The organism is Massilia sp. CF038 (assembly GCF_900129765.1).
In the GTDB taxonomy this organism is placed as follows: Bacteria; Pseudomonadota; Gammaproteobacteria; order Burkholderiales; family Burkholderiaceae_D; genus Telluria_A.
The window spans coordinates 1-25,584 of the sequence record NZ_FQWU01000003.1 but is presented as its reverse complement, the minus strand read 5'-3'; the positions used below and the strand labels follow the sequence as shown (position 1 = coordinate 25,584).

General features: G+C 62.8%; 21 protein-coding genes and 3 tRNA genes. 18 read left to right on the top strand and 6 right to left on the bottom strand.

The window, feature by feature from the left end:
* Positions 1-7: 7 nt before the first annotated feature.
* From BUC24_RS19315 to BUC24_RS19305, 3 genes are all read left to right on the top strand, one after another.
* A complete protein-coding gene (locus tag BUC24_RS19315; RefSeq protein ID WP_073220460.1) occupies positions 8-3,565 on the top strand; it encodes an indolepyruvate ferredoxin oxidoreductase family protein in 3,558 nt (1,185 codons plus the stop codon).
* Between the two features lie 341 nt (positions 3,566-3,906).
* Positions 3,907-4,299 carry a DUF3224 domain-containing protein gene (locus BUC24_RS19310; RefSeq protein ID WP_073220457.1) on the top strand — a complete coding sequence of 131 codons (393 nt, stop codon included), beginning with the start codon at positions 3,907-3,909 and terminating at the stop codon, positions 4,297-4,299.
* A gap of 111 nt (positions 4,300-4,410) precedes the next feature.
* Positions 4,411-8,280, top strand: coding sequence for a M48 family metallopeptidase (locus BUC24_RS19305; RefSeq protein ID WP_178372583.1), 3,870 nt, complete (start codon positions 4,411-4,413; stop codon positions 8,278-8,280).
* Here the strand turns inward: BUC24_RS19305 and BUC24_RS19300 are convergent.
* Positions 8,273-8,665: an MAPEG family protein gene (locus tag BUC24_RS19300; RefSeq protein WP_073220453.1), complete on the bottom strand. Its 393-nt coding sequence runs from the start codon at positions 8,663-8,665 to the stop codon at positions 8,273-8,275. The two genes, BUC24_RS19305 and BUC24_RS19300, sit on opposite strands and share 8 nt — an antisense overlap.
* A 135-nt stretch (positions 8,666-8,800) precedes the next feature.
* Between BUC24_RS19300 and BUC24_RS19295 the strand changes: the two genes are divergently transcribed.
* The 6 genes from BUC24_RS19295 (at position 8,801) to BUC24_RS19275 (ending at position 13,231) form a co-directional block, all read left to right on the top strand.
* Positions 8,801-10,564 (top strand): M14 family metallopeptidase, encoded by a 1,764-nt coding sequence (locus BUC24_RS19295; RefSeq protein WP_073221561.1) that lies wholly within the window; start codon positions 8,801-8,803, stop codon positions 10,562-10,564.
* 118 nt (positions 10,565-10,682) lie between these two features.
* Complete coding sequence (locus tag BUC24_RS19290; RefSeq protein WP_073220450.1) at positions 10,683-11,174, top strand: outer membrane beta-barrel protein; 492 nt, start codon at positions 10,683-10,685, stop codon at positions 11,172-11,174.
* 80 nt (positions 11,175-11,254) lie between these two features.
* Positions 11,255-11,749, top strand: a complete 495-nt coding sequence (locus BUC24_RS19285; RefSeq protein ID WP_073220446.1) for a porin family protein — start codon at positions 11,255-11,257, stop codon at positions 11,747-11,749.
* Between the two features lie 189 nt (positions 11,750-11,938).
* On the top strand, positions 11,939-12,430 hold the full coding sequence (locus BUC24_RS19280) for an outer membrane beta-barrel protein (RefSeq protein ID WP_073220443.1): 492 nt from the start codon (positions 11,939-11,941) through the stop codon (positions 12,428-12,430).
* A 17-nt stretch (positions 12,431-12,447) separates the two neighbouring features.
* Positions 12,448-12,696: a hypothetical protein gene (locus BUC24_RS26725; RefSeq protein ID WP_143167594.1), complete on the top strand. Its 249-nt coding sequence runs from the start codon at positions 12,448-12,450 to the stop codon at positions 12,694-12,696.
* Between the two features lie 13 nt (positions 12,697-12,709).
* A complete protein-coding gene (locus BUC24_RS19275) occupies positions 12,710-13,231 on the top strand; it encodes an outer membrane beta-barrel protein (protein WP_073220440.1) in 522 nt (173 codons plus the stop codon).
* A gap of 68 nt (positions 13,232-13,299) precedes the next feature.
* Here the strand turns inward: BUC24_RS19275 and ttcA are convergent, their stop codons facing one another.
* From ttcA to BUC24_RS19260, 3 genes are read right to left on the bottom strand one after another with little or no spacing between them, the layout of a single operon-like run.
* A complete protein-coding gene (gene ttcA / locus BUC24_RS19270) occupies positions 13,300-14,199 on the bottom strand; it encodes a tRNA 2-thiocytidine(32) synthetase TtcA (protein ID WP_073220437.1) in 900 nt (299 codons plus the stop codon).
* The gene (locus BUC24_RS19265) at positions 14,196-14,594 is read right to left on the bottom strand and encodes a dihydroneopterin aldolase (protein ID WP_073220434.1); all 399 of its coding nucleotides are present in this window, start codon (positions 14,592-14,594) and stop codon (positions 14,196-14,198) included. Before BUC24_RS19265 ends, ttcA begins: the two co-directional genes overlap by 4 nt.
* A 17-nt stretch (positions 14,595-14,611) precedes the next feature.
* Complete coding sequence (locus BUC24_RS19260; RefSeq protein WP_073220430.1) at positions 14,612-15,400, bottom strand: SDR family oxidoreductase; 789 nt, start codon at positions 15,398-15,400, stop codon at positions 14,612-14,614.
* 35 nt (positions 15,401-15,435) lie between these two features.
* On the opposite strand from BUC24_RS19260, the gene BUC24_RS19255 reads away from it, so the two are divergent.
* Complete coding sequence (locus tag BUC24_RS19255; RefSeq protein ID WP_073220427.1) at positions 15,436-16,584, top strand: class I SAM-dependent methyltransferase; 1,149 nt, start codon at positions 15,436-15,438, stop codon at positions 16,582-16,584.
* An 18-nt stretch (positions 16,585-16,602) separates the two neighbouring features.
* Here BUC24_RS19255 and BUC24_RS19250 read toward each other — a convergent pair whose 3' ends face one another.
* Positions 16,603-17,823 carry a hypothetical protein gene (locus tag BUC24_RS19250; RefSeq protein ID WP_073220424.1) on the bottom strand — a complete coding sequence of 407 codons (1,221 nt, stop codon included), beginning with the start codon at positions 17,821-17,823 and terminating at the stop codon, positions 16,603-16,605.
* Between the two features lie 168 nt (positions 17,824-17,991).
* Here BUC24_RS19250 and BUC24_RS19245 point away from each other — a divergent pair, with 168 nt between their 5' ends.
* Positions 17,992-18,975, top strand: coding sequence for a J domain-containing protein (locus BUC24_RS19245; protein ID WP_073220421.1), 984 nt, complete (start codon positions 17,992-17,994; stop codon positions 18,973-18,975).
* 9 nt (positions 18,976-18,984) lie between these two features.
* On the opposite strand, the gene BUC24_RS19240 is transcribed toward BUC24_RS19245, so the two are convergent.
* Positions 18,985-19,467, bottom strand: coding sequence for a chemotaxis protein CheW (locus tag BUC24_RS19240; protein ID WP_073220417.1), 483 nt, complete (start codon positions 19,465-19,467; stop codon positions 18,985-18,987).
* A gap of 317 nt (positions 19,468-19,784) precedes the next feature.
* On the opposite strand from BUC24_RS19240, the gene BUC24_RS19235 reads away from it, so the two are divergent.
* The 7 genes from BUC24_RS19235 to BUC24_RS19205 all read left to right on the top strand — a co-directional run.
* On the top strand, positions 19,785-21,368 hold the full coding sequence (locus BUC24_RS19235; RefSeq protein ID WP_073220413.1) for a DUF3369 domain-containing protein: 1,584 nt from the start codon (positions 19,785-19,787) through the stop codon (positions 21,366-21,368).
* Positions 21,369-21,481: 113 nt separating this feature from the next.
* The gene (locus BUC24_RS19230) at positions 21,482-23,113 is read left to right on the top strand and encodes a response regulator (protein ID WP_073220410.1); all 1,632 of its coding nucleotides are present in this window, start codon (positions 21,482-21,484) and stop codon (positions 23,111-23,113) included.
* 19 nt (positions 23,114-23,132) lie between these two features.
* Complete coding sequence (locus tag BUC24_RS19225) at positions 23,133-24,689, top strand: HDOD domain-containing protein (RefSeq protein WP_073220407.1); 1,557 nt, start codon at positions 23,133-23,135, stop codon at positions 24,687-24,689.
* A 284-nt stretch (positions 24,690-24,973) separates the two neighbouring features.
* Positions 24,974-25,058, top strand: a tRNA-Tyr gene (locus tag BUC24_RS19220).
* Between the two features lie 59 nt (positions 25,059-25,117).
* A tRNA-Gly gene (locus BUC24_RS19215) sits at positions 25,118-25,191 on the top strand.
* Positions 25,192-25,231: 40 nt separating this feature from the next.
* Positions 25,232-25,306: transfer RNA gene (locus tag BUC24_RS19210), tRNA-Thr, on the top strand.
* Between the two features lie 84 nt (positions 25,307-25,390).
* Positions 25,391-25,584, top strand: a 194-nt coding sequence (locus BUC24_RS19205; protein ID WP_229448425.1) for a GTP-binding protein, incomplete at its 3' end; no start/stop codon positions are given.

Here is a 25,584-nt window from a genome sequence, read left to right as displayed (position 1 = left end):
GACAGCAATGAATGCACCACTAGACCCAAGCAAATTGGGCGCCGAGCCTGAGCACGAAATTTCGCTCGACGACAAATGGACGCTCGAGCGCGGCCGCGCTTTCATGACCGGCACCCAGGCCCTGATCCGCCTGCCGATGATGCAGCGCGAACGCGACCTGAAAGCAGGCCTCAACACGGCCGGCTACATCACCGGCTACCGCGGTTCCCCTGTCACCTCGGTCGACATGACCGCGGTCAAGGCCAAGAAGCACCTGGACGCGCACCACGTCAAGTTCCATCCCGGGATGAACGAAGACCTGGCCGCCACTGCGGTGTGGGGCACCCAGCAGACCAATCTGTTCAAGGATGCCAAGTACGACGGCGTATTCTCGATGTGGTACGGCAAAGGCCCTGGCGTGGACCGCTGCGGCGACGTCTTCAAGCACGCCAACAACGCCGGCTCGGCCAAGCACGGCGGCGTGCTGGTGCTGGCTGGTGACGACCATGCTGCCAAATCGTCTTCCACTGCGCACCAGTCCGACCATATCCTGAACGCCTGCGGCATTCCGGTGCTGTACCCGGCCTCGGTGCAGGAATACATCGACTACGGCCTGCATGCCTGGGCCATGAGCCGCTACACCGGCCTGTGGGTATCGATGAAGTGCGTGACCGACATCATCGAGTCCGGCGCCGTGGTTGACTTCGACCCGGACCGCGTCAAGATTGAACTGCCCACCGACTTCACGCTGCCCGAAGGTGGCCTGAACATCCGCTGGCCGGACACCGTGCTCGATATGGAAGTGCGGATGAACAGCTTCAAGTGGTACGCCGCGCTGGCCTATGTGCGTGCCAACAAGCTCAATAAAATCATCTGGGACAGCCCGAAACCGAAGATCGGCATCATCACGGCCGGCAAATCGTACCTGGATACGCGCCAGGCCCTGGCCGACCTGGGCATCGACGAGCAAGCCGCTTCCGATATCGGCATCCGCCTGTACAAGATCGGCATGACCTGGCCGCTGGAAGCGGACGGCGTGCACGAATTCGCCAAAGGCCTCGATGAAATCCTGGTAGTGGAAGAAAAACGCCAGATTCTCGAATACGCGCTCAAGGAAGAACTGTACAACCTGCCGGACGGCGAGCGTCCGCGCGTGGTCGGCAAGTTCGACGACACGGGCGAGTGGTCCAACAAGGGCGGCACCGGCCACGGCGACTGGCTGCTGCCAGCGACGTATGAGCTGAATCCGGCCCTGATCGCACGCGCCATTGCCAGCCGCATTTCGCACTACTGCGCCGGCCATCCGGTCGAGCAGCGCGTCAAGGAACGCATCGCCTTCCTGGAAGCGAAAGAGCTGGTTCTGAAGAGCGCCGGCCTGAAACCGAATCCGGAAACCGACCGCACGCCGTACTTCTGCTCGGGCTGCCCGCACAATTCCTCGACCAAGGTGCCGGAAGGCTCGCGCGCCCTGGCAGGTATCGGCTGCCATTACATGGTGCTGTGGATGGACCGCGAAACCTCGACCTTTACCCACATGGGCGCCGAAGGCGTCACCTGGGTTGGGCAGGCGCCGTTCACCAACGAAAAGCACGTCTTCACCAATCTGGGTGACGGCACTTACTTCCACTCGGGGATCCTGGCGATCCGCGCGGCGGTGTCGGCCAAGGTCAACATCACCTACAAAATCCTGTTCAACGACGCCGTCGCCATGACCGGCGGCCAGGAATTTGACGGTCCGCTCGACCCGGGCATGATCAGCCGCCAGATCGCGGCCGAAGGTGTGACCCCGATCATCGTGGTCACCGACGAACCCGAAAAATACCCGGACGATTACAACTGGGCGCCGGGCGTCACCGTGCGTCACCGTTCGGAACTGATGGATGTGCAGCGCGAACTGCGCGACAAGCCAGGCGTGTCGGCCATGATTTACGACCAGACCTGCGCGTCCGAGAAGCGCCGCCGCCGGAAACGCAATGAGTACCCGGATCCGGCCAAGCGCGCCGTGATCAATGAAGCCGTGTGCGAAGGCTGCGGCGACTGCTCAGTGCAGTCGAACTGCCTGTCGGTGGAGCCGCTGGAAACGGAACTGGGCCGCAAGCGCCAGATCAACCAGTCGTCCTGCAACAAGGACTTCTCGTGCGTGACCGGTTTCTGCCCGTCCTTCGTGACGGTGGAAGGTGGCTCGCTCAAGAAGCCGAAGAAGGCGGCCAGCGGCGAGAAGTCGCCGCCACCGCTGCCAACCCCGGCACTCAAGAGCACCGCAGCGCCGTACGGGATTCTGATCACCGGTATCGGCGGCACCGGCGTGGTGACCGTTGGCCAGATTCTGGCGATGGCCGCACACGTGGAAGGCAAGGGCGCCATTGTGCTCGACATGAGCGGACTGGCCCAGAAGGGCGGCCCGGTGATGTCGCACGTGCGCCTGGCCGACAATCAGGCCGACCTGCATTCCACCCGCGTGGGCACCGGCAGCGCCGACCTGGTGATTGGCTGCGACCTGATCGTCACTGCCAGCCGCGATGCGCTCTCGCGCATGGGCGAAGGCCGCACCTATGCGGCCATCAACTCGACCGGTTCCTCGACCGCCGCGTTTGTGAAGAACCCGGACTGGCAGTTCCCGGGTGCCAGCTCGCAGGCGGAAATCGTCAAGGCCTGCGGCGCCGACAAGGTTGACTTCATCGATGCCGGCCAGATCGCCACCGCGTTGATGGGCGACTCGATTGCCACCAACATGTTCATGCTGGGTTATTCGTGGCAAAAGGGCCAGGTTCCGCTGACCGAAGCGTCGATCCTGAAAGCGATTGAACTGAACGGCGTGTCGGTTGCCTTCAACAAGAGCGCCTTCAACTGGGGCCGCACCGCTGCCCACGATTTGCCGTCGCTGGTGAAGATGACCACGCCGGCCAAGGTCATCGAGTTCAAGCGTACCCAGACCCTGGACGACATCATCAAGAAGCGCGTCGAACTGCTGACCGCCTACCAGGACGTCAACTACGCCAATCAGTACAAGGCGTTTGTCGACCAGGTACGCGCGGCCGAAGCCAAGGTTGGCACCAGCACCCGCCTGACCGAAGCTGTGGCCCGTTACTACTACAAGCTGATGGCGTACAAGGACGAGTATGAAGTCGCGCGCCTGTACACCAGCGGCGCGTTCGCCGAAAAAGTGGCCGGCATGTTCGAAGGCGACTACAAGCTCAAGTTCTACCTGGCGCCGCCGCTGCTGGCCAAGACCGACTCCAAAGGCCACCTGGTCAAGCAGGAATTCGGTCCATGGATGATGAAGGCGTTTGGCGTACTGGCCAAGTTCAAGGGCTTGCGTGGCGGCGCGTTTGACATCTTCGGCTACACCGCCGAACGCAAGATGGAGCGCGCGCTGATCAAGGAGTATCACGCAACCGTGGGTGGTCTGCTGGGCAAACTCAATGCCGACAATCTGACCCAGGCCGTGGCCATTGCCAGCGTTCCGGAAGACATCCGCGGCTACGGTCACGTGAAGGAACGCCATCTGAAGGCGGCCAAGCAGAAAGAGGCCACGCTGCTGGCCAACTTTGGCAAGCCAGGCAGCGAGATCACCCGCGTCGCCTGATCCGGGCACTGAAACACATCGCCCTCGCGCAGGCGGGGGGCCATACCACCTGACCGAATTCGGTGAAGTGGTATAGGCCCCCGCCTTCGCGAGGGCGATGTGTTTTGCGTCGGCAGTCTGCTTCATCGTGTCTTCTCGTTTTTGAGGAGCAAACATGCGTGACAGCGCGATCACCCGCGTCGCCTGAACAACATCGTCCTCGCGTAGGCGGGGGGCCATACCACTTCACCGAATTCGGTCAGATGGAATGGGGGGCTTGCATGCGAGCCCGCCTACGCGAGGGCGATGTTTTTACGTCGACTGTTTGCGATATCATGGCTTATCGTCTATGAGGAGCAAACATGAGTCTGGCAAAAGGCAGTTTCGAGATTCAAATGAAGCCGGCGCCTGCCGGCGAGGGCGCTGGCCGCGTTGCCGTTGGTCGTATGCTGATCGACAAGCAATACAGCGGCGACCTGATCGGCGTCGGCCAGGGTGAGATGCTATCCGCAGGAAATCCCGCCAGCGGCTCGGCCGGCTATGTCGCGATCGAGCACGTCACCGCCACCCTTGGCAGCGGCAGCGGCAGTTTTGCGCTTCAGCACAGCGGCGTCATGCATGCCGGCGACAGCCAGTTGTCCATCTCCATCGTGCCCGGCTCCGGCACGGGCGACTTGGAGGGCATTCAAGGCACGCTCACGATCGATATCATCGAGCGTCAGCATTATTACGCGCTCGACTATGTGCTGCCCTGAACGCAGCGCCCAGTCCCTAGTCCGGATCGCCAAAGTGTCGTAAGGACGCCGCAGAAACGGGAAATGTTTCGCAAAAATGCATTTTGTGCACTAGAATTTAGGCAACAATTTTTGCTAAAAAGTAGCATCTCCCGGGAGCCTTCCATCAACGCCAACTTTACCGCGCCGCCTGCCGAGCTGGCCGCGCTGCTGACCAAACCTTCCCCGTCTTACAAAAACAGCGCCCGGCTGGCTGTGGCCGGCCTGTTGCTGTTCGTGACGGTGTACATGGCCCTGGCAGGCTGGTTCCTGTACACGCCCTACCGCGTCTTTTTCCGCAATGCCGGCAGTGATCTGGGCGTGATTGCCTGGATCATGGCCCTGTGCTCGCTGTTCATTGGTGTGTTCATGGTCAAGGCGATCTTTTCAGTGAAAAACGCCAAGCCGACCGACCTGCATGAGATCACGGCCAAAGACCAGCCCCGCCTGTTCGCCTACCTGTTCCAGCTGGCCGATGCGGCCGGCGCGCCGCGCCCGCACAAGGTATTTCTGTCGGCGCGCGTGAACGCGGCCGTGTTCTACGACCTGTCCCTGTTCAATCTGATTTTCCCGTCCAGGAAGAATCTGGAAATTGGTCTGGCGCTGGTGAACACGGTCACGCTGGGCGAGTTGCGCGCAGTGCTGGCCCACGAATTTGGCCATTTTGCGCAGCGTTCGATGGCCGTCGGCCGCTGGGTGTATGTGGCCCAGCAGATCGCCACCCACCTGGTGACCCGGCGCGATGCGCTCGACGACTTCCTGATCACGGTCGGCAATATCGACTTGCGCGTGCGCGCCGTGGTGGCGGTGGTGCAGTTGATCATCTGGTCGATCCGCTCGTTGGTTGAGTCGCTGTTCAATGCCGTGATCCTGATGCAGCGGGCCTTGTCACGCGAAATGGAAATGCAGGCCGACCTGGTGGCGGTCTCGCTCACCGGCAGCGATGCCCTGATCCACGCCTTGCACCGCCTGCAAGGCGCCGATGATGCCTGGGATCGCGCGCTGGGGTTCGTGCACGGCGAAAAAGCCAACGGCCGCGCCACCCGTGACGTGTTCGCGGTGCAGACCCATATGCTCGCGCGCATGAGCGCCATTCTCAATGACGACGCCTACCAGAATGTGCCGCCATTGCCGACCCAGGGCCAGGACCAGCACCGCATTTTCAAGGTCGAACTGGCGCAGCCGCCGCGCATGTGGCTGACGCACCCGCTCAATCATGAACGCGAAGCCAACGCCAAGAAGCTGTACGTGGCGGCGCCCATCGATCCGGCCAGTGCCTGGTCGCTGTTTGATTATCCCAACCTGGTGCGCGAAGAGATGACCGGCCGCCTGCTCGAGAGCATGGAAGGCGAGGCCCAACCGGTGGAGCTGGAAGAATCACTCAAGACGCTCGGGCGCCAGTTCAAGCGCGAGCATTACAACCGGCGCTACTGCGGCATTTTCTTCGGCCGCTCGCTGACGCGCCACGCCGAGACTTACCAGGCCTTGCGCGATCCAGCCCGTCCCGCATTGATCGAGCAGCTGGCCACGCTGTATCCGGCCTCGCTGACGGCCGATATCACGGCCCTGCGCGCGCTGGAAACCGAGGCGGCGCAGATCGAGGCGCTGATCGCCGGCACCATGAGCGCGGCGGCGAAACTGGTCCACGTGCGCGGGGTCGCCTACCGGAAAAAGGATTTGCCGGCAGCGCTGGTGCGCGTGAAAGAAGAAATCGCCACCGTGAACGGTCGCTTGCAGCAGCACGATCTGCTGTGCCGCAGCTGGCACCAGAATACGGCAGCGCGCCTGGGCGGCGGCTGGCAGGCTTATCTTGATGGCTTGCTTGCGCTGATCCATTATGCCGAACACGCCCTTGCCAATGTGCAGGATGCGCAAGGCTTGCTGAACAATACGACGGCCGTGGTCACGGCCGTGGGCAAGGTCAGCGAAGCCGGTGTGGCGCGCGTCATCTTTGCCGCCAACGAGCTGCACTTTGCCCTGGAACGCGCCTACCAGGAGGCCGGGCAGGTGACGCCGGACGTGCGCCTGCGCGAGCGCCTTGAATTGCAGGGCAGCTGGCAGCAAGCGGTCGGCGGCTTCGAACTGGGACTGTGCCAGCGGGAGAATATCGACAATTGGCTGGGCGTGGTCGACAGCTGGGTGCGCGCCCTGGCCAACAGCAACAGTGCGCTGCGCACGGCCGCCCTGGAAGAATTGCTGGTCACCGAAACCATGATCGCGCGCATTGCGCGCAGCGGCGAGAGCGTGGACGCGGCGCCGGCGCCGTCCCAGGCGCCGCAGGGTTACGCGCTGCTGCTGCCAGGGGCCGAGCGCAAGCGCCAGACCAAACTGGACTGGTGGGCGCGCTTCCAGCGCGCCGATGGCTGGTTGCCCGGCGGCGCCCGCCTGCTGGCAGCGGCCGCAATTGTTGCCGCTGTCCTGAGCGCCAGCAATTTCAGCGCAGGGCATGGTACTTCGGTGTTCAGCGCCGAGCCGGCCCTCTCCGTCTACAACGGCCTCGGCGTGGCCGTCAGCGTCACGGTCGATGGCCGCAGCGTGACGGTGGCCCCGGGTGCGCACGCGCCGCTGGTGCTGCCTGCGGCCGGGCGCCACCATATCGAAGCACGCAGCCCGGACGGCAGCTTGATCGAGCAGTTCGATGAAAACGAACTCGAGGGCAGCCATCCGGTCTACAACGTCGCCGGCGCGGCGCCCATGGTTGAATGGTATGCGCCCTACGGCAGCGTGCCGGACAAGGCGCCGCAACACCTGGGCGCACCGCGCTGGATCAATTCGTACGCCGACCATCGATTCGAAGAGCCGCCAGCGTCCGTCTCCGGCTCCAAGTACCAGCGCGGCAGTTATCGCAGCATCCTGGCTGGCGGCGCCGGCGCATTCCCGGAAAGTCAGCTCGGCATTCTGAAAAAGGACGCCGACCGCGCGCGCCTGGCGCTGACGCATGCACGCTGGGATTCGACCACGCTCCCGGACACGGAAGAATGGCTGGGATACGCCAGCCTGGACAGCGGCTTTGCCCCGGTTCTTGCCGACCGCCTGGCACGCACCCCGGACGACGTGCTGCTGCGCCGTGTGCAACTTGATGCTGCCGCCGCCGACGCGCGCGCGCCGCTGTGCGCCGAGGCCGCCGCGCGCGCTGCTGGCGCGCCTGACGATGGTAACCGCGCCTACCTGGCCTTGCGCTGCCAGCGCGAAGACAGCAGCGCCGAAGCGAGGACGCGGCGCGCGCTGGCACGCTGGCCGGAGAACGGCTGGATGCGCACTTCCGCCGCCTACTTCACGCTCGAATCGGCCAACTGGGCCGACGCGCTGCCGGAACTGGAAGCGGCCATGCAAGCCTTGCCGTTCCGTGCACCCTTGCTGGCCTTGAACATCGCGCGCATCCAGCGCTATCGCGGCGGGCAGCTTGACCTGGCGGCGCTGGCCGCGCGCTCGCCGCGCCTGGCGCAACTGCTCAAGCAAGAGCGTGGCGAAGGGCAGCTTGCCGGACCGGGGCAGATGTATTCCCTGCTGACAGCAGGCAATCTGGCGGGGGCGCTGAACGCGGCCGAGACCGACCCGCAAGCCAAGGCTTATCTGCTGCGCCTGGTCGCAGCGTCGGATGGCGCCAGCGCCGTACAGATTGCACAAGCACTGGCCTTGCCGCCCGAACAGGGCACAAGCCTGGGCAGTGCCTGGGTGATGCTGGCGGTGGCAGCGCGCCAGGGCGAGGATCTTGCGGCCCGGCGCGCGCAGGCGCTCGAAATCACCGGTCGCTACGGTCCGTCGATGATGGCGTTCTTCGATGGCGTGCGCAAGGGAATGCCGGCGCCTCAGGCCGAGCGCCTGCTGGTGGGCGTCGGCCCCGAACTGCGCGCCCATGCGTACGCGGGCGCCATCGTTTTGCTTGGCAAAAAAGCGCCGGACGAATGGCGCAAGGTCGTGCGCACGGTGCTGTTTGCGCCGGAACGGCCGTACTTTATTTGAGCAGGGCGGCCAGCACCATCACCAGTCCCGCCACCGACGCGGTCCACACGACCGAGCGCAGCACCGGCACGCCAAACGCGTACAGCGGCACGTACAGCACGCGCGCGCCCAGGTAGGCGTAGCTGCCCCACAAGGTCCAGTCGCCTTCGCGCCCGGCCACGTGGGCAGCCAGCACGGCGGCGGCAAACAGGGGCAGCGTTTCGAACAGATTGGCCTGGGCCCGTTTCAGGCGTGCCGTCATGGGCCGCATGGGTGGCGCTGGCGCGTCGCGCGGGCCCATGTTGTAAGACAGGCCGGTTTCGCTGCTGCGCATGCTGGCGGCCAGCATGATCTGCACCAGCGCCAGTACCAGGGTCCATCCCAACAGTGTCAGTTCGGTCGTCATTGCATTCCTTCGGGTCGATGGTGGAGTTGCCAGCATAGCAAATCGGGCGCCAGGTGTAAGCACGCATCAAGGCCAGCGCCAATGGCGCAAGGCGACTATAATTTCCGGCACACAAATACTGCCGGAGACCTGCCGATGATCCGTTCTGCCTTGCTGCTTGCCCTTGCCGTTTCCGCCAGCGCCACTGCCGCGCCTGCGCCTGATTTGACCACTGTGTCGGAACGCTCGCAGTTCCAGCAGACCGGCCGCTACGATGAAGTGATTGCGCTGTGCAGTGCCTTCCAGCGCGCCTATCCAAAGGCGGTCAAGTGCATCGACTTCGGGCGCACCCCGGAAGGGCGGCCCATGAAAGCCTTGATTGTCACCCGCACCGGCGCCATGAGCGCGCAGGCCGCGCAACAGCGCAAGCTGCCGGTGGTGCTGATCCAGGGCGGCATTCATGCCGGCGAAATCGATGGCAAGGATGCTGGTTTTTTAGCCTTGCGCGAAATCCTCGAGAACAAGGCAGCGCCCGGTGCCCTTGAACGTCAGGTGCTGCTGTTCGTGCCTGTCTTTAACGTCGATGGCCATGAGCGCTTCGGCAAATGGAACCGTCCGAACCAGCGCGGGCCGGTGGAAATGGGCTGGCGCACCACGGCCCAGAATTTCAATCTGAACCGCGATTACGCCAAGGCCGACTCGCCCGAAATGCAAGCCATGCTGGCCCTGGTCAATGCCTGGGATCCGCTGGCCTACGTCGACTTGCACGTGACCGACGGCGCCAAGTTCGAGCACGATGTCTCGATCCAGGTCGAGCCGGTCCATTCGGCCGACACCGCCTTCCGCGAAGCTGGCCTAGCCCTGCGCACGAACGTGATCGACGAGCTGACCAGGCAAGGCTCGCTGCCGCACGCTTTCTACATGTCGTTTGCCGAAACCGACAACCCGGCGTCAGGCTTTATCGACAATGTCTCCGATCCGCGTTTTTCGACCGGCTACTTCCCGTTGCGTAACCGGATGGCGATGCTGGTCGAAACCCACTCCTGGAAAGACTACCCGACCCGGGTGCGCATCACCCGCAATGCGGTCGTCTCCGTACTGTCGCAGGTGGCGCAGCATGGCAGTGCATGGCTGGCGGCCGCGCGCGCTGCCGATGCCCGCGCCCAGGCGCTGCCCGGCACCGATGTGGTGCTCAGCTACAAGGCCAGCGACAAGGTGCGCATGATTGATTTCCGCGGCTATGCCTATACCCGCACGATGTCCGAGGTGTCTGGTCAGCTGATGACACGCTACGACGAAACCAAGCCGCAGATCTGGACCGTGCCCCTGCGCGACGAGATGGTGCCCAGCCTGGTGGTGCACGCGCCACGGGGCGGTTACCTGGTGCCGCCAGCCCATGCGTCCATGGTCGCTGCCGCGCTCAAGCAGCACAACATCAGCTACCGGGTGCTGGACACGGCGCTCGCCCCGGCCGAAGTGGAAACCTTCCGCGCCGACAAGGCAACTGCGGCAGCTGGTTCGGTCGAATCGCACCAGCGCATGACCCTGAGCGGCGCCTGGAAAAAGGAAACGCGCAGCATGCCGCAGGGCGCCTTGTACGTGCCGCTGGCGCAGCCGCGCGCGCGCCTGGTCATGGCGTTGCTGGAACCCCAGGCGCCCGACTCTCTGCTGGCCTGGGGCCGCTTCAATAATGCCTTCGAGCGCAAGGAATACATGGAAGACTACGTGGCCGAGGACGTGGCGCGCCAGATGATGGCGGCCAAGCCGGCCCTGGCGGCCGAATTCAAGGCAAAACTGGCGGCCGATCCCGCCTTTGCCGCCAGTGGCGAGGCACGCCTGGAGTTCTTTGCGCGCCTGCACGACTCGTGGGATGAGCGCTTCAACCTGTATCCGGTCGTGCGTACCGACAGGGCGCCCTGACCCGAATTGTAAGTATTGTTAAATGTGAGTTAATTTCCAGATGGAATGCCGTCATAATGGGCGCCCGGTCAATACATAGAGATTGACCGCTCTTCGTTCACTTATACAAGGGCATTTCATGTTCAAGAAAATCGCATTTGCGGCCGCGCTGGCCGCGCTGTCGTCGGCTGCCATGGCAGCCGACCAGCCTTACTTCTATGCTGGCGGCGACCTGGGCCGCTCAGACTTCCAGAGCTACCGCAGCGAGACCAGCTTTGGCGGCTTCGTCGGCTACCAAATCAACAGCACGTTTGGCGTTGAAGCCGGCTACCGCCGTCTGGCGCACGTTTCGGACGGCGAGTACGACGCAAAACTGAACCAGACCGCCTTGTCCGGGACTGCCAGCATGCCCCTGAATGATGCAGTCACGGTCTATGGCCGGCTCGGCTATGCGCGGGTGAGCCAGAAGGTGAGCAGCGGCCCATACTCCGCCAAAGGGTCGGATAGCGGCGCGCTGTTCGGCGTTGGCTTCAGCTACGCCATCACCCCTGCCGTGGCGGCACGCATTGAAGTTCAGCGCTTGCCGGACGAGACGACCAATTTGAGCACCGGTATCGCCTTCCGCTTCTGATCGTACCTGCCACTTTTGTTCGCCTGCTGCTGCGCGCTGTTGCGCGGGCAGCGGCATTCACCCCTTTTTGAGACCGACACATGTTCAACAAACTGATTATTGCAGCCAGCCTTGCCTTGCTGTCTTCCGCCGCGATGGCAGCTGACCAACCGTATTTCTATGCCGGTGGCGACATCGGTAACACCGACTTCCGCTACGGTGACAAAGAGACCAGCTATGGCGCCTTCGGTGGCTATCAAATCAACCAGAATTTCGCGCTGGAAGGCGCCTACCATCGTCTGGCGTCTGACTCGGAATTTGGGTACGACATCAAGCTGGACCAGATCGCCGTGTCCGCCGTGGCGACCATCCCATTAAGCAATGGGTTCAATGTGTTTGGCCGCCTCGGTTACAGCCACTTGAGCAGCAAGGCCAATTACAGTGACAACGAGTCGTACAAATCCTCCGAAAACAAGCCGCTGTATGGACTCGGCGTAGGGTTCGCCTTCACGCCAAGCATCATGGGCCGCCTGGAGGTGCAAAAGGTGGCGCGGGAAATCACCAACATCAGTGCTGGTGTCGGCTTCCGCTTCTGATTGCCGCTTTGCCAGAAATCAAACCCGCTGCGGCGGGTTTTTTTTCGTCGATTCTGCCCAGCGCTGTTGTACATAGATGACAATCTTGCGTGCGTGGCAAGCCGCTTTTTTGAATCGTGCCATAATTTGTGCCCCGGTCCATACAGCGTTATCGACCGCTCTTGATTAACAACTTTTAAGGGCCTCATCATGTTCAAAAAGTTCGCCATTGCCGCCACTTTTGCCATTGCCTCGTCCGCTGCCATGGCTGCCGACCAGCCGTATTTCTACGCCGGGCTTGACGCCGGCAGCAGCAAGGTCGAAGGTGCCGACCGTGAAACCAGCTACGGCGCCTTTGCCGGTTACCAGATCAACGAAAACTTCGGCATCGAAGCCGGCTACCGCCGCCTGGCCGACACCACCGCGCTGGGCGCCGACCTGACGGTCGACCAGATTTCCCTGTCCGGCATTGGCACTATTCCGCTGAGCAACGGCTTCAGCGTGTATGGCCGCCTGGGCTACAACCGCATCGGCGCCGAAGCGACCATCGGCAACGTCAGCGCCAAGGACCACGAGAACAAGGCCCTGTACGGCATTGGCCTGGGTTACACCTTCAGCCCGACCGTGGCTGGCCGCCTCGAAGTGCAAAAGCCGGACGGCGACATCACCAACATCAGCGCAGGCGTGGCGTTCCGCTTCTGATTGTTCGCAGTGCAGGCATGACCAATCAACCCGCTTCGGCGGGTTGTTTTATTTCTGGATGGTCACGCGGGCATGGCGGTAAGGACAGGAATTGTGTTTGCGATCTGCTAATTCGATACACGCCGGCGTGGCGCGTCGCTTCCAAGGGCAGCCGCCAACCTGTTGTTTTAATGGACAAAAAACGTTGCACAAAGAAAAAGTTCCACGAATTATGCGATAATTTCGCTCCGGTCGCAGTCTCGCTGACCGCGCAACGTTCACAATAAATAAGGCATTTTCATGTTCAATAAAATCGCAATCGCAGCAACCTTTGCTCTTCTGTCGTCGTCGGCCCTGGCCGCTGAACCGCACATGTACGCTGGTGTTGACCTTGGCAGCACCATCATCGACAAGGACCTGTTCGTGAACGCTGACGGCACGCCTGCACTGAAGAGCGACATCAGCCGCATGGGCGCTGGCGCCTTCCTGGGCTACCAGTTCAACCCGTTCATCGCTATCGAAGGCAGCGCCCGTCTGCTGGCTGACACCGAAGTCAACGGCGTTGACGTCAAAGCCGACCAGATCGCTCTGTCCGCAGTTGGCACGATCCCTCTGGGCGAGTCGGGCTTCAGCGTGCTGGGCCGTCTGGGCTACAACCGCGTTTCCCTGCGCGGCAACAACAAGAAATTCACCGAAAACAAGCCAGTGATCGGCATCGGCGCCGCTTACGCCTTCACCCCTGCTGTACAAGGCCGTCTGGAATACCAGCGCCTGTACAAAGAAGTGAGCAACATCAGCGCCGGCGTGGCAGTGAGCTTCTAAGCCCACCCCGTCTTGTAAAAAAACCCGCTGCGTGCGGGTTTTTTTTCGTCTCCGTGCGCAGCGCGCGGCTAGCGCGGCTGCAAGGCAATGGTGCCGGGTGCCGGCGTGGCACAGGGTTCTTCGTCAAACGCGATGTCGCCCAGCGGATTGGCCACGCCATCGGTCTTCAGGTCCTTGAAGCCAAACAGCGACTGGTCCATCAGATGCGAGGGCACCACCGTCGACAGCGAGGAGAAGATGCTCTCGACGCGACCGGGGAATTTTTTCTCCCATTCGCGCATCAAGCCCTTGATCTGCTTGCGCTGCAGGTTTTCCTGAGAGCCGCACAGGTCGCAGGGAATGATCGGGAACTGCTTGACCTCGGCGTAGCGGGTCGAATCCTCTTCCTTCACGTAGGCCATGGGCCGGATCACCATGTGCTTGCCGTCGTCGGAGACCAGCTTGGCTGGCATGCCTTTCAATTTACCGCCGAAAAACATATTCAGGAAGAAGGTTTCCAAAATGTCGTCGCGGTGGTGGCCCAGGGCGATCTTGTTGCAGCCCAGCTCGTCGGCCACGCGGTACAGAATGCCCCGGCGCAGGCGCGAGCACAGCGAACAAGTGGTCTTGCCCTCCGGGATCAGGCGCTTGACGATGCTGTAGGTATCCTGGTTTTCAATGTGGAAGGGGATGCCGAGCTTGCTCAGATAGGCGGGCAGGATATCAGCCGGGAAATTGGGCTGCTTCTGGTCCAGATTGACGGCGATCAGCTCGAACTTGATGGGCGCGCGTTCGCGCAGCGTCATCAGGATGTCCAGCAGGGCGTAGCTGTCCTTGCCGCCAGACAGGCAGACCATCACCTTGTCGCCCTCTTCAATCATGTTGAAGTCGCCGATGGCCTGGCCCACCAGGCGGCACAGACGCTTGTGCAGCTTGTTGTTTTCGTAGGCGACTTTGTCGTCGCTACGCTCCATCACGGCCGTATTCATGCTTCATCCTTGATCTGAAAGACTTCCACACCGACGCCTTCGCAGTCGGGATACACATCCGGTTTCATGGTCGAGACCCGCACCGCCCGCACGCGCGGGTGGGCCAGCATCGAGCGCACCACATCGTCGCACAGGGTCTCCTGCAGGTGCACATGGCCCTGGGCCATGCGGTTGGCGATGGTCACGCGCATGAAGTCGTAGTCGACCACTTCTTCCAGCTGGTCGTCCTTGGGCGTGGACTGGGCCAGCGGGATGTACAGGTCAACGTTGATCAGCACGCGCTGCTCGCCCTTTTTTTCGAAGTCGTGCACACCGATGTTGATCATCACTTCGTAGTTACGCAGGAACAGGCGGCGGCAATCGGTCAGTTTGGGATGGGTCAGGGCGGACAGCATAGAGGCTTTCTAAGGATTTATTTTGCGAGGAACATGACGTCGCGCGGCAGCGGCATCAGGTGCTGGCCGCCGTCGACTAATAAAGTGGTGCCGGTCACGGCGCGCGCGCCGGCAAGGTAGACGACTGCGTCGACGATATCGCCGGCGCGGCTCGACTGGCCCAGCGGGGTGGCCTGGTGGGCCTTGGCGAAACCGGCTTCGGTCTGCTCGCCCGACACCATGGTCAGGCCCGGGGCCACGCCCACCACCCGCACCGTCGGCGCCAGCGCTTGCGCCAGCATGGTGGTGGCCGAATGCAGGGCCGCCTTGGACAGGGTGTAGGACAGATAATCGGGATTGAGGTTGTACAGCTTCTGGTCGAGCAGATTGATCACCACGGCCTGGCTGCCAGGCGGAGTGGCCGCGTGCAGCGCCTGCGCCAGCAAAATGGGCGCCGCCACATTGGCTTGCATGTGGGCCGCCAGCAGGGCCGGCGAAAAATCAGCGGCGCTGTCGTACTCGAACTGGGAGGCGCTGTTGACCACGCAGCCGAGCGTACCCAGGGCCGCGCCAGCCTGCGCCGCCAGCTGCCGTACCTGGGCTTCGTCGGCCAGGTCGCAGGCCAGCGCCACGGCGCGCCGGCCCAGCGCTTCGATCTCGGTCACGGTGTCCAGCGCTTCGGCGCGCGAGTGGCGGTAGTGGACGGCCACGTCCCAGCCGGCGCGCGCCAGGCCCAGGGCGATCTCGCGCCCGAGCCGCTTGCCGGCCCCGGTCACGAGGGCCACTGCGGGCGTGCTGCCTGCTGCGCTGCTACTGGTCTGCTTCAATTGTTGATCCGTCCTGTAATGGCTACAATGCCGACATGTCCCTGCCCCTGCCCGATAGCGACGCGCTGGCCGCGTCCCACGCCCTGCAACGCCAGATTGCCGCCGAAATTGCCGGCAACGGCGGTGCGATCCCGTTTTCCCGCTTCATGGAACTGGCGCTGTATGCGCCAGCGCTGGGCTATTACAGCGGCGGCGCGGCCAAACTGGGCCAGGCCGGCGATTTTACGACCGCGCCCGAGATGTCCGGCCTGTTCGGCGCCACGCTGGCCCGGGTGGCAGCCGCTATTATCGCCCAAAGTGCGCCACACATCCTCGAATTCGGGGCCGGCACCGGCAAACTGGCGCGCGACGTGCTCACCGCGTTGGGCGCGGCCGGGGTCACGCTAGCCCGTTACGACATTCTGGAACTGTCGGGCGAACTGCGCCAGCGGCAGCAGGAAGCACTCAAGGACTTCCCCCAGGTGCGCTGGCTCGATGCGCTGCCGGACGCGTTCAGCGGGGTGGTACTGGCCAACGAGGTGCTCGACGCCATGCCGGTGCAACTGGTGCGCAAGGCCAGCGACGGCTGGCGCGAACTGCTGGTGACGGTGGAGGGGGGCGCGTTTGCCCTGATCGCAGGCGCGCCTGACACGGCCCTGGAAGCGCGGGTGGCGCAGCAGATCCCCGACGCGGCCCTGCTGGAGCCGGGCTACACCACCGAACTGCATCCTGCCGGCTGTGCTTTCATGGCGTCGCTGGCGCGCATGCTCGGTGCCGGCAAGGGCGCTGCCATCCTGCTGGACTACGGTTTCCCAGCGCATGAATACTATCTCGACCAGCGCGTCGGCGGCACCTTGATGTGCCACTACCGGCATCACGCCCACCCGGAACCGTTTTACTTGCCAGGGCTGCAGGACATCACGGCGCACGTGGACTTTACGGCCATGGCGCTGGCAGCCCAGGACGCGGGCGCCGAAGTGCTGGCCTACATGAATCAGGCGGCGTTTCTGCTGGGGGCGGGGCTGGGGGAGCTGATGGCGGCGCTCGATCCGGCCGATGCACTGGCCTACCTGCCACAGGCAAATGCGGTGCAAAAACTGGTCTCGCCCGCGGAGATGGGCGAGTTGTTCAAGGTGCTGGTGGTCGGACACGGGGTGCAGCTGCCCGACGCGCTGGTCCGCGCCGACCGCAGCCACCGCCTGTAGCGGTGGCGCGCGCCCGGGCTATTCGCTGGCGCTGAATTCCACGTCGCCCGCCGGCGCCATCATGGAGGGCGGTTTTTGGCCGGCCACCGCCAGCACGGCGTCCAGCGCGACTTCATCCGGCGGCGCACCTTTGCGGCGCAGCTCGATTAGGCGGCGGCCACTGCTTGGCCACAGCGCCGACGGAATCGAGTACGACTTCCAGCCGGCCAGACTGGTCATCCACTGCGGACGGCCGGTGGACGAGACCAGCGGATAGGGCGGGTGGACCACTTGCATGTCGACTTCACCCCGGTATTTGCCAAACACTTCCGGGTTGCCCACGCGCGTGAGCACAAATGGACCACTGCCGCCGTTCTTGGCCAGCAGCTGCTGATACAGCGGGTGCTCGCCGCTGCCGCCGCCATGCGAGATCATGGTGGCTTGATCGATGGTCAGCGGATCGATGCCGGTGCGCTCGCGCAGATAGCCCGCCATCCAGGTGTCGCCTGCCGCGATGCGTTCGCGCACGTGGTTGGCGCTGGCGTAAATGAAGATACGTGCCTTGGGTTCGCGTGCCAGCACGCGCTTGACCAGATTGTCCACCTGGCCCTGTTCGCGCGCGCTGACGTTGTCATCGGCGCCGAGCCCCAGGCCATCGAACTTGAACTCGTAAGCAATCAGGTGCCAGTTCTGCTGCTGGGCGTCGCGCAAAAAGTTGGCAAAGGTTGGCTCGGCCACATACATGCCGCTGGCCGGGGTCAGGTAGCCTTTGGCCAGCGGATTGTCGCCCAGCGCTTCGACTGCCAGATGGGTAAAGCCGACCTTGCGCAGTTCGCGCGCCAGGCGCATGGCAAAGGCGCGCTGCGCCGGCACATGCTGGGCCTCGTTCAAAATCACCACCTGGCGGTTGCGGGCTTGCTCGACAATGACGCCAACCGCGTCGCGTCCCGTGGTCCAGGCGATCGCGGCACTGTTGCCAGGCGCCGAATTGGCTGCGGTGGCCTGCAGGGCGGCGATCTCGTCGAAGGTGACCATGGCAGCGTCGGGCGCGCCGGTCAGGCTTTGCAAGGTGCCCACGGTTTGCAGCGGGCCGACCAGCTGCTGCTTGAGCGCAGCAGTCGTGCTCTTGCTGCGCTGGGCGGCCAGATTGGCTTCGGCAGCCGTGAGCGCGGCCAGGCGCTCGGACGGCCCGTTTGCATGGGCTGGCGCGGCGGCCAGCAGTGCGCCGGCGATCAGGGTAAGAACCAGAGGGGAGCGCATGGGTTTCCTTGCTTGCAAAAAGTGCAAACATAGCAGCTCGGGCGTTGAAACACAATCGTGCACTGCTTTAAAAGCATTGCCATGTGGCTATAATTTGACGCGGGCGCAACGCCGGGATCGCGTCCGCATCGGCTATCATGCAAGAAACCGCCCCCTGACCCGAACGCCATGGCCAAGATCCACACGCATTATGACAACCTGAAAGTGGCGCGCAAAGCGCCGCAGGAAGTCATTCGTGCGGCCTACAAGGCGCTCAGCCAGAAATACCATCCTGACAAAAATCCGGGCGACGAAAAAGCGGCGCGCATCATGGCCATTCTCAACAGCGCCTATGGCACCTTGTCGGACCCGCTGCGGCGGCGCGAACACGATGACTGGATTGCGGCCGAGGAGTGGGAGATCGCGTGGCTGGAAAGCACCCACGCCGAGGACCGCGAATTGCTCAACCATGAAATCGGCAGCGTTCCCCACGAGGAAGCAGTGCCGGCCGTGGCGCCGGGGGCGGCGCGGCGCTGGTGGCTGGCGCTGGCGCTGGGTGTGCTGCTGGGCGCCGCCGGCAGCGCCCTGGTGCTGCACGACACACTGGTGCCCGGCGCGCTGGCGCGGGCCCTGGGCGCGAAACCGGACCCGGCACCCGTCATCGTGCCAGCGGCCACGCCGCCACGCCCGCCGGCACCGCCGGTGGAAGCCGATGCGGCCGACAGCTGGGCGGTCGGCCAGCCTCAGCAGCCAGACAGTGCCCCCGCGCCGGAAGTGCGCGCACTGGCTGTCACCCAACTGGTAATCCCCACCCGGGCCCCCGACTGCGAGCGTGAACTGCACACGCTGGTGGCGCCCAATGGCGAACGCTGGCCGGTGCAATCCGGATATATCGATGGCTTCCCGCGCGAAAACCAGGGCAGCGCCATGCAAATCCTGGTCGACAATTCAAGCAATGGCTCGCCCGTGCTCGTGAAAGTGATCGACATGGCGCGCCACAGCAATGTGCGCCATGTGTATGTGCAGGCGCACGATACCTTTACCGTCGATGACCTGTCTGTGGGCAAATACGAAGTGCGCTACCAGAACATCAGCGTGGGTGGCACGCGCGAAGATTGCCTGGTGCGGCGCAAGGCCGCCGCCTCGGACCCGATGGCGCAAGTAGCGCCTTAGCGCAGCGCCTCAAGCGGCGAGATTGTCGATCAGCCCCATCTCGCCGGACGACATCAGCTTGTCGATGTCGACCAGAATCAGCATGCGTTCGTCGATGGTTCCCAGTCCGATCATGTAGTCGGAATTGAAGGCCGTGCCCATTTCAGGCGCCGGCTTGATCTGGTCGGCCGAGAGGGTGGTCACGTCGGACACGCTGTCGACCACCATGCCCATGATGCGCCCGCCAATGTTGAGAATGATGACCACGGTGAACTGGTCGTACACCGGCTCGCCCAGCTTGAACTTGATGCGCATGTCGATCACCGGAATGATGATGCCGCGCAGATTGATGACGCCCTTGATGAATTCCGGCGCATTGGCAATGCGCGTGACCGCTTCGTAGCCGCGGATTTCCTGGACCTTCAGAATATCGATCCCGTATTCTTCCGAGCCAAGTGTGAACGCAAGGAACTCGTGGCCGGCGGCATCTTTGGCGGTGGCGGAAGCTTGCATGATGGTCTCTCCTTATTGTAAGAACAAGGTTGCATGGCAGCGCAGGGGCAGACCTGGCTAGCCTACCAGAGTCCGGGGCGAAACACGAGTCTGACAGTGTTGCCAGTCCGCAAAATAAGAAGTCGGAAAGCTAGACTTGGGTGATACTTTGTTTATAATAAAAATGTGAAATTGGCAGCGCTGATGTGACAGTCGCTGCCCGGTCCGTCAGAAAAATAGATGCCGTATCACCGCCCCGGATGCAGCGTGGCAGTGACGCCGCCTCGTCAATCGCATGGCGCCCGCAGTCCGTTCCGGTGCGCCTGTTAGGAGCCTGTATGACCGACCTTACCGCCGAAGCCGACGACAACTGGCTTCTGGACGAAGATGACGACGCCGGCGCCGGCGTGCAGCCGGCCATCGACCAGCGCCTGTGGCGCGTGCTCATTGTCGACGACGATGTCGACGTCCACGCGGTCACCCGCCTGGCGCTGCGCAACGTCAGCTTCAAGGGCCGCGAGCTGGAACTGTATTCGGCCTACAGCGGGGTGGAAGGCTACCAAATTCTGCGCGACACGCCTGACATTGCCCTGGTGCTGCTGGACGTGGTGATGGAAACCGATGACGCCGGCCTCATTCTGGCGCGCCGCATCCGCGAAGAACTGAATAATCAAATCGTGCGCGTGGTGCTGCGCACCGGCCAGCCGGGCCAGGCGCCCGAGCAGCGCGTGATCATCGAATACGACATCAACGATTACAAGGCCAAGACCGAGCTCACCACCCAGAAGCTGTTCACCACCGTCATTTCGGCCCTGCGCGCTTACGAAAGCTTGATGATGCTCGAGCGCAGCCGCATTGGCCTGGGCAAAATCCTGGCCGGCGCCACCAATCTGTACCAGATCCATTCGCTGCGTGAATTTGCTTCGGGTGTGCTGAACCAGGTGAGCGCGATTCTGGACGTGGGCGCCGATGGCGTGCTGTGCGTGATGTCGGCCGAAGGCGGCGACCCCACGGTGGTGGCCGCCACTGGCAGCTACGCGCCGCTGGCCGACAACGAAGTCATGCCGGCCGAGCACGCGCTGCTGCCGGCCATTCACAAAGCGTTTGAAGAAAAACACAGCCAGTTCGAGCATCCCGCCAATGTGTTGTTCATTCACACCATGGAAGGGCGCGAGCTGTGCATCTCGGTCACGCCGCCCTGGCCGCTGGCTGCGATCCAGCGCGATTTGCTGGAAGTGTTTTGCGAACGCATTGCCGCCGCCTTCGACAATCTGTACATGTTTGGCCAGCTGCGCAAGGCTCAGGAAGCCACCGTGGTGGCGCTGGCCGATCTGGCCGAGTTCCGCGACCATGGCACCGGCGGCCATGTGCGCCGCGTGCAGAACCTGAGCTCGCAGATTGCCGAGCGCATGGCCGAACGCAATGTGGACGACCCGGAACTGACGCCCCAGCTGCTGGAAATGATCGGCCTGGCCAGCATTCTGCATGATGTGGGCAAGGTCTCGACGCCGGACCAGGTCTTGCTAAAACCAGCCGCCCACACTCCCGAGGAACGGCGCGTCATGCAGACGCACGCGCAGATCGGACGGGCCATTCTGGAACGTGCTTCCAAAATGGTGGACGGGGTCAGCTACCTGACGTACGGCGCCATGATTGCGGGCGGTCATCACGAGCATTTTGATGGTTCCGGTTATCCGCATGGCGCCAGCGGGCGCGCCATTCCGCTGTGTGCGCGCATCGTGGCCGTGGTCGACGTGTTTGACGCACTGCTGCATCGCCGCCCCTACAAGGAACCCTGGCCTTACCTCGATGTGGTGTCCTACATCCGCGAACGGCGCGGCACCCAGTTCGATCCGGACGTGGTCGACGCGCTGCTCGACGTGATCGAGCGCAGCCCGCCGGCGCCGGCGGAAGGGCACTGAGGCCGCGCTCCCGGCCGGCCCTATCTTGCTAAGCGGAATTGCCCTGACGGATGGTCGGGGCATACTATACTCAGGCGACCCAGGCGTGACTGCGCAGCCAAGGAACACCAGCAATGAGTGAACTCGACGGACTCTCGGCATTGATTATCGAGCCCCATGTGGGCATGCGCGCGAGCATCCATAACATGCTCAATCTGTGCGGGCTGAGCAAAATCGAAGATGCGGCCGAATCGAGCGGGGCAATTCGCCAGGTGACCTCGCGCCCGTTCGACATGATCTTGTGCGAATACGATCTCGACGGCGGCCAGGACGGCCAGCAGCTGCTCGAGGACATGCGCCACCACAAGCTCATTTCCTTGTCGACCATGTTCTTTATGGTCACTGCCGAAGGCAATTTCAGCAAAGTCATCAGCGCGGCCGAGCTGGCCCCCACCGATTACATTCTCAAACCCTTTACGGCGGACCGCTTGCTTGAGCGGATCGCGCGTGCCCTGGGAAAGCGCTCGGCCTTCCTGCCGGTCTATCATCTGATGGATCTGGGCAATCAAACTGCGGCGATTGCCGCCTGTGTCGAGGGCGTGAGCCGTCATCCGCGTTACGCCATTGACTTCATGCGCCTGCGCGCCGAGCTGCACCTGGTGCTGGGCCAGACTGACGAGGCCGAAGCCATTTTCCAGCAACTGGTCGACGCCCGCCAGATCGGCTGGGCGCGGCTTGGCCTGGCCAAGACCCTGTTCCTGCGCGAACGCTACGCGGAGGCGCGCGCGATCCTGGAAGCCCTCATTGACGGGAACAAGCGTTTTGTCGATGCCTACGACTGGCTGGCGCGCACCCTCGCTGCCATGGGTGAATTGCCGGCGTCGCAAGCAGTGCTGGCCGAAGCCGTGGCGGTGTCGCCGCATGCGGTGCGGCGCCTGCGCAAGCTGGGCGAAGTGGCGCTGGAAACAGGGGACACCGATACCGCCGAGCGCGTGCTCAAGCAAGTGGTCAGCAAGGCCAAGTATTCGGCCTTTCGCGATCCGGAAGACCATGTGCGGCTGGTCCAGACCCTGATCAAGAAGGGCGACCCGGTGCAGGCCGCCGCCGTGATCCGCGATCTCGACAAGTCGATGGCGGGCCAGCGCCATGTGGGTGCCTGCAGCGCCATTTCCTCGGCCATGGTGCACGAATTCACGGGCAACGAAACGCGTCTGGCCGAATCCTTGAACACGGCCCTGGCTGCCTGCAAGGATAGCCCGGGGTTGTCGTCCGAGGTCAAGCTGGAACTGGCGCGCAACTGTCTGAACAACAATATGGAAGAGGGCGCTGCCGACGTCATGCGCGACGTGATGCGCAATGCTTCCAACAATGCCGCCATGGCGCGCGCCATGCGCGTGTTCGAAGAAGCGGGGCGGGGCGACCTGGCCGACGCCCTGGCGCAGGAAAGCAAGCAGGCCGTGGTCGAGCTGGTGGCGGCCGGCGCCAACAAGGCCAAGGAAGGCGATTACCGCGGCGCGGTCACGCTGATGATCGATGCGGTCGACCAGTTGCCCGACAATCCGCAAGTGGTCTTCAATGCGGCTGTGGCGGTGCTCAAGTGTCTGGAAAATATGGGCTGGGAAGACAAGCTGGGCCAGTACGCGCGGACCCTGATCGACAGCGTGCGCCGGCTCGACCCGCTCAATCCCAAGCTGCCGGCGCTGGCCGGCTTGCATCAAACCATTCTGGCAAAATATGACAAGGGCGCGCGCCTGAAGACGGCGTAGCAGCCCACACGAGACGATCATGGCAAATCCAGCACAACCTCCCGCACCACCAGGGCCGTCCGTCGAACCGCGCAAGGTGCGCGCGGCGCTGCTGAAAAAAGTCTGCGGTGACGAGGAAATGTTCGCGCTGGGCAGTTCGGTGGCGCGCGTGGTGCAAATGGCTTCGTCGGATGACCAGGGCACCCACGATCTGGCCTACTACGTGCTGTCGGATGCGGCCCTGACACAGCGCATTTTGCGCTTGTCGAATACAGCCCAGTACCGCACCGCCTCGGGCACGAACGTGACCACCATTTCGCGTGCCATTTCCCTGCTGGGCTTTGACAACGTCAAGACCACGGCGCTGGCCATGCTGCTGGTCGATGCGCTATCGAACAGCGCCCACGCCAAGGCCGTCATGGTCGAGCTGCAAGCAGCCTTGTGCGCCAGCCTGGTGGGGCGTGAAATGGCGCGCCACAGTTTTTACCAGGGCGCCGAAGAAGCCTCGATCGGGGCCTTGTTCAAGAACCTTGGACCCTTGCTGGTGGCCTCACACGAACCGGACCGCTACCGCGAAATCAATGCGCTGTTGGTGGGCAACGCACACACCCTTGCCCAGGCCGCGCAAATGATCCTGGGCTGCAGTTACGAAACCCTGTCAGAAGCGGTGCTGGCCGAGTGGAACATCCCGGATGTGCTGATACGCACGCTGGCGCCTTTCCCTGCCGGTACGCTGAAAGTGGCGGCCAACCGTGGTGAGTGGATGCGCCAGGTGGCCTCGTTCAGTATCGATGTGGCACGCCTGATGGCACGCTCCAGCGACCCCAAGAGCAGCAATGAAGCGCGTGCACTGCTGGTGCGTTATGGCGCCGCACTCGACCTCGACAATGACGCCATGGCGGCCCTGTTCGAGACCGTACAGGGGGAGATGGATACCCTGCTCGAGAGCATGAACATGAAGCCCACGCCGATCGTGGAAGACGAGCCTGATGCGCTGGGCGGCTTGCCGAATGTGCTGCTGCTGGCGACCATGGGCGGCGGCGAAGCGGCCCCGGTGGGATTTCATCCCAGTGGCAAGCCGCTCAATGCACGTGATCTGCTGCTGGCCGGCGTGCAGGATGTGACGCAGATGCGGGCGGCGGGCAAGAGCAAGGTGAATGACGTCATTCTTGCGGTTCTTGAAACCTTGTACACCAGCATGGGCTTTCGCTTCGCGACCGTGTGCCTGAAAGATCCTCGCAGCGGACAGTACCGGGCGCGGGTGGCGTTTGGCGAAGCGCATGCGGAGCGCCAGGCCCGGTTTGCTTTTCCGCTTGAAAGCTCGCGCGATCTGTTTCACCTGGCCATGGAAAATGATGCGGACCTGATGATTGCCGACGCGGCCACGCCCAAGATCCGCGATTTGCTGCCGGCCTGGCACCGCCAGCTGCTGCCCGACGCCAAAAGCTTCATCGTGTTGCCGCTGGTGGTGGGCAAGTTGCAGCTGGGCCTGTTCTACGCCGACCGCACCGAGCTGGCGCCGGAGGGTGTGCCGGCTGATGAAACCGCCTTGATCAAGGCGCTAAAAGGCCAAGTCTTGGTGGCGCTCGCTCCATAGCTACCTCGTCCTCGCGAAGGCGGGGACCTATACCACGCCGCCGAAGTTGTTCAGGGTGCTATAGGCCCCCGCCTCCGCGAGGGCGATGTGTGGCCGCAGCACCACGCCCACCCCAAAAATATTTTCCACCCATTTTTCACCTTTTGCTTTAACCCCCTTGCACTCTGTCGCAGCCCCCGGTTACAATTACGCCCCGAAGCAAGACGTCAACGGATCTGCGCAAGCGGATCAGCAAATATAGTTGACAGTTTTTTGTGCTTGCTTCATACTCTGCGGTTCCTCGCGGAGGGGTGGCCGAGTGGTTAAAGGCGACAGACTGTAAATCTGTTCTCTATGAGTACGCTGGTTCGAATCCAGCCCCCTCCACCAAGATATTGCAGGAATGTTTGAGTTGGTGAAGTTGTAAAGTGTCTGAGAAGACAGTCCTCGCGGGTGTAGCTCAATGGTAGAGCAGAAGCCTTCCAAGCTTACGACGAGGGTTCGATTCCCTTCACCCGCTCCAGACGTTCTCGCAATGCGCTGTTAATTCATCGCAAAAAATAGCCCTTTTAGCTCAGTGGTAGAGCACTCCCTTGGTAAGGGAGAGGCCACGTGTTCAATCCACGTAAAGGGCACCAGAATTCGCAACATCGCTGGTCGCAGTAATTTCAAGACAGTCAGGCGTGTGCCTGGTAATCGTTAAAAATCGTTAGGAGTCTAAAATGGCAAAAGGTAAATTCGAACGGACCAAGCCGCACGTCAACGTCGGTACCATCGGACACGTTGATCACGGCAAGACCACCCTGACTGCAGCTATCGCTACCGTTCTGTCGAAGAAATTCGGCGGCGAAGCTAAAGCATACGACCAGATCGATGCAGCACCAGAAGAAAAAGCACGCGGCATTACCATCAACAC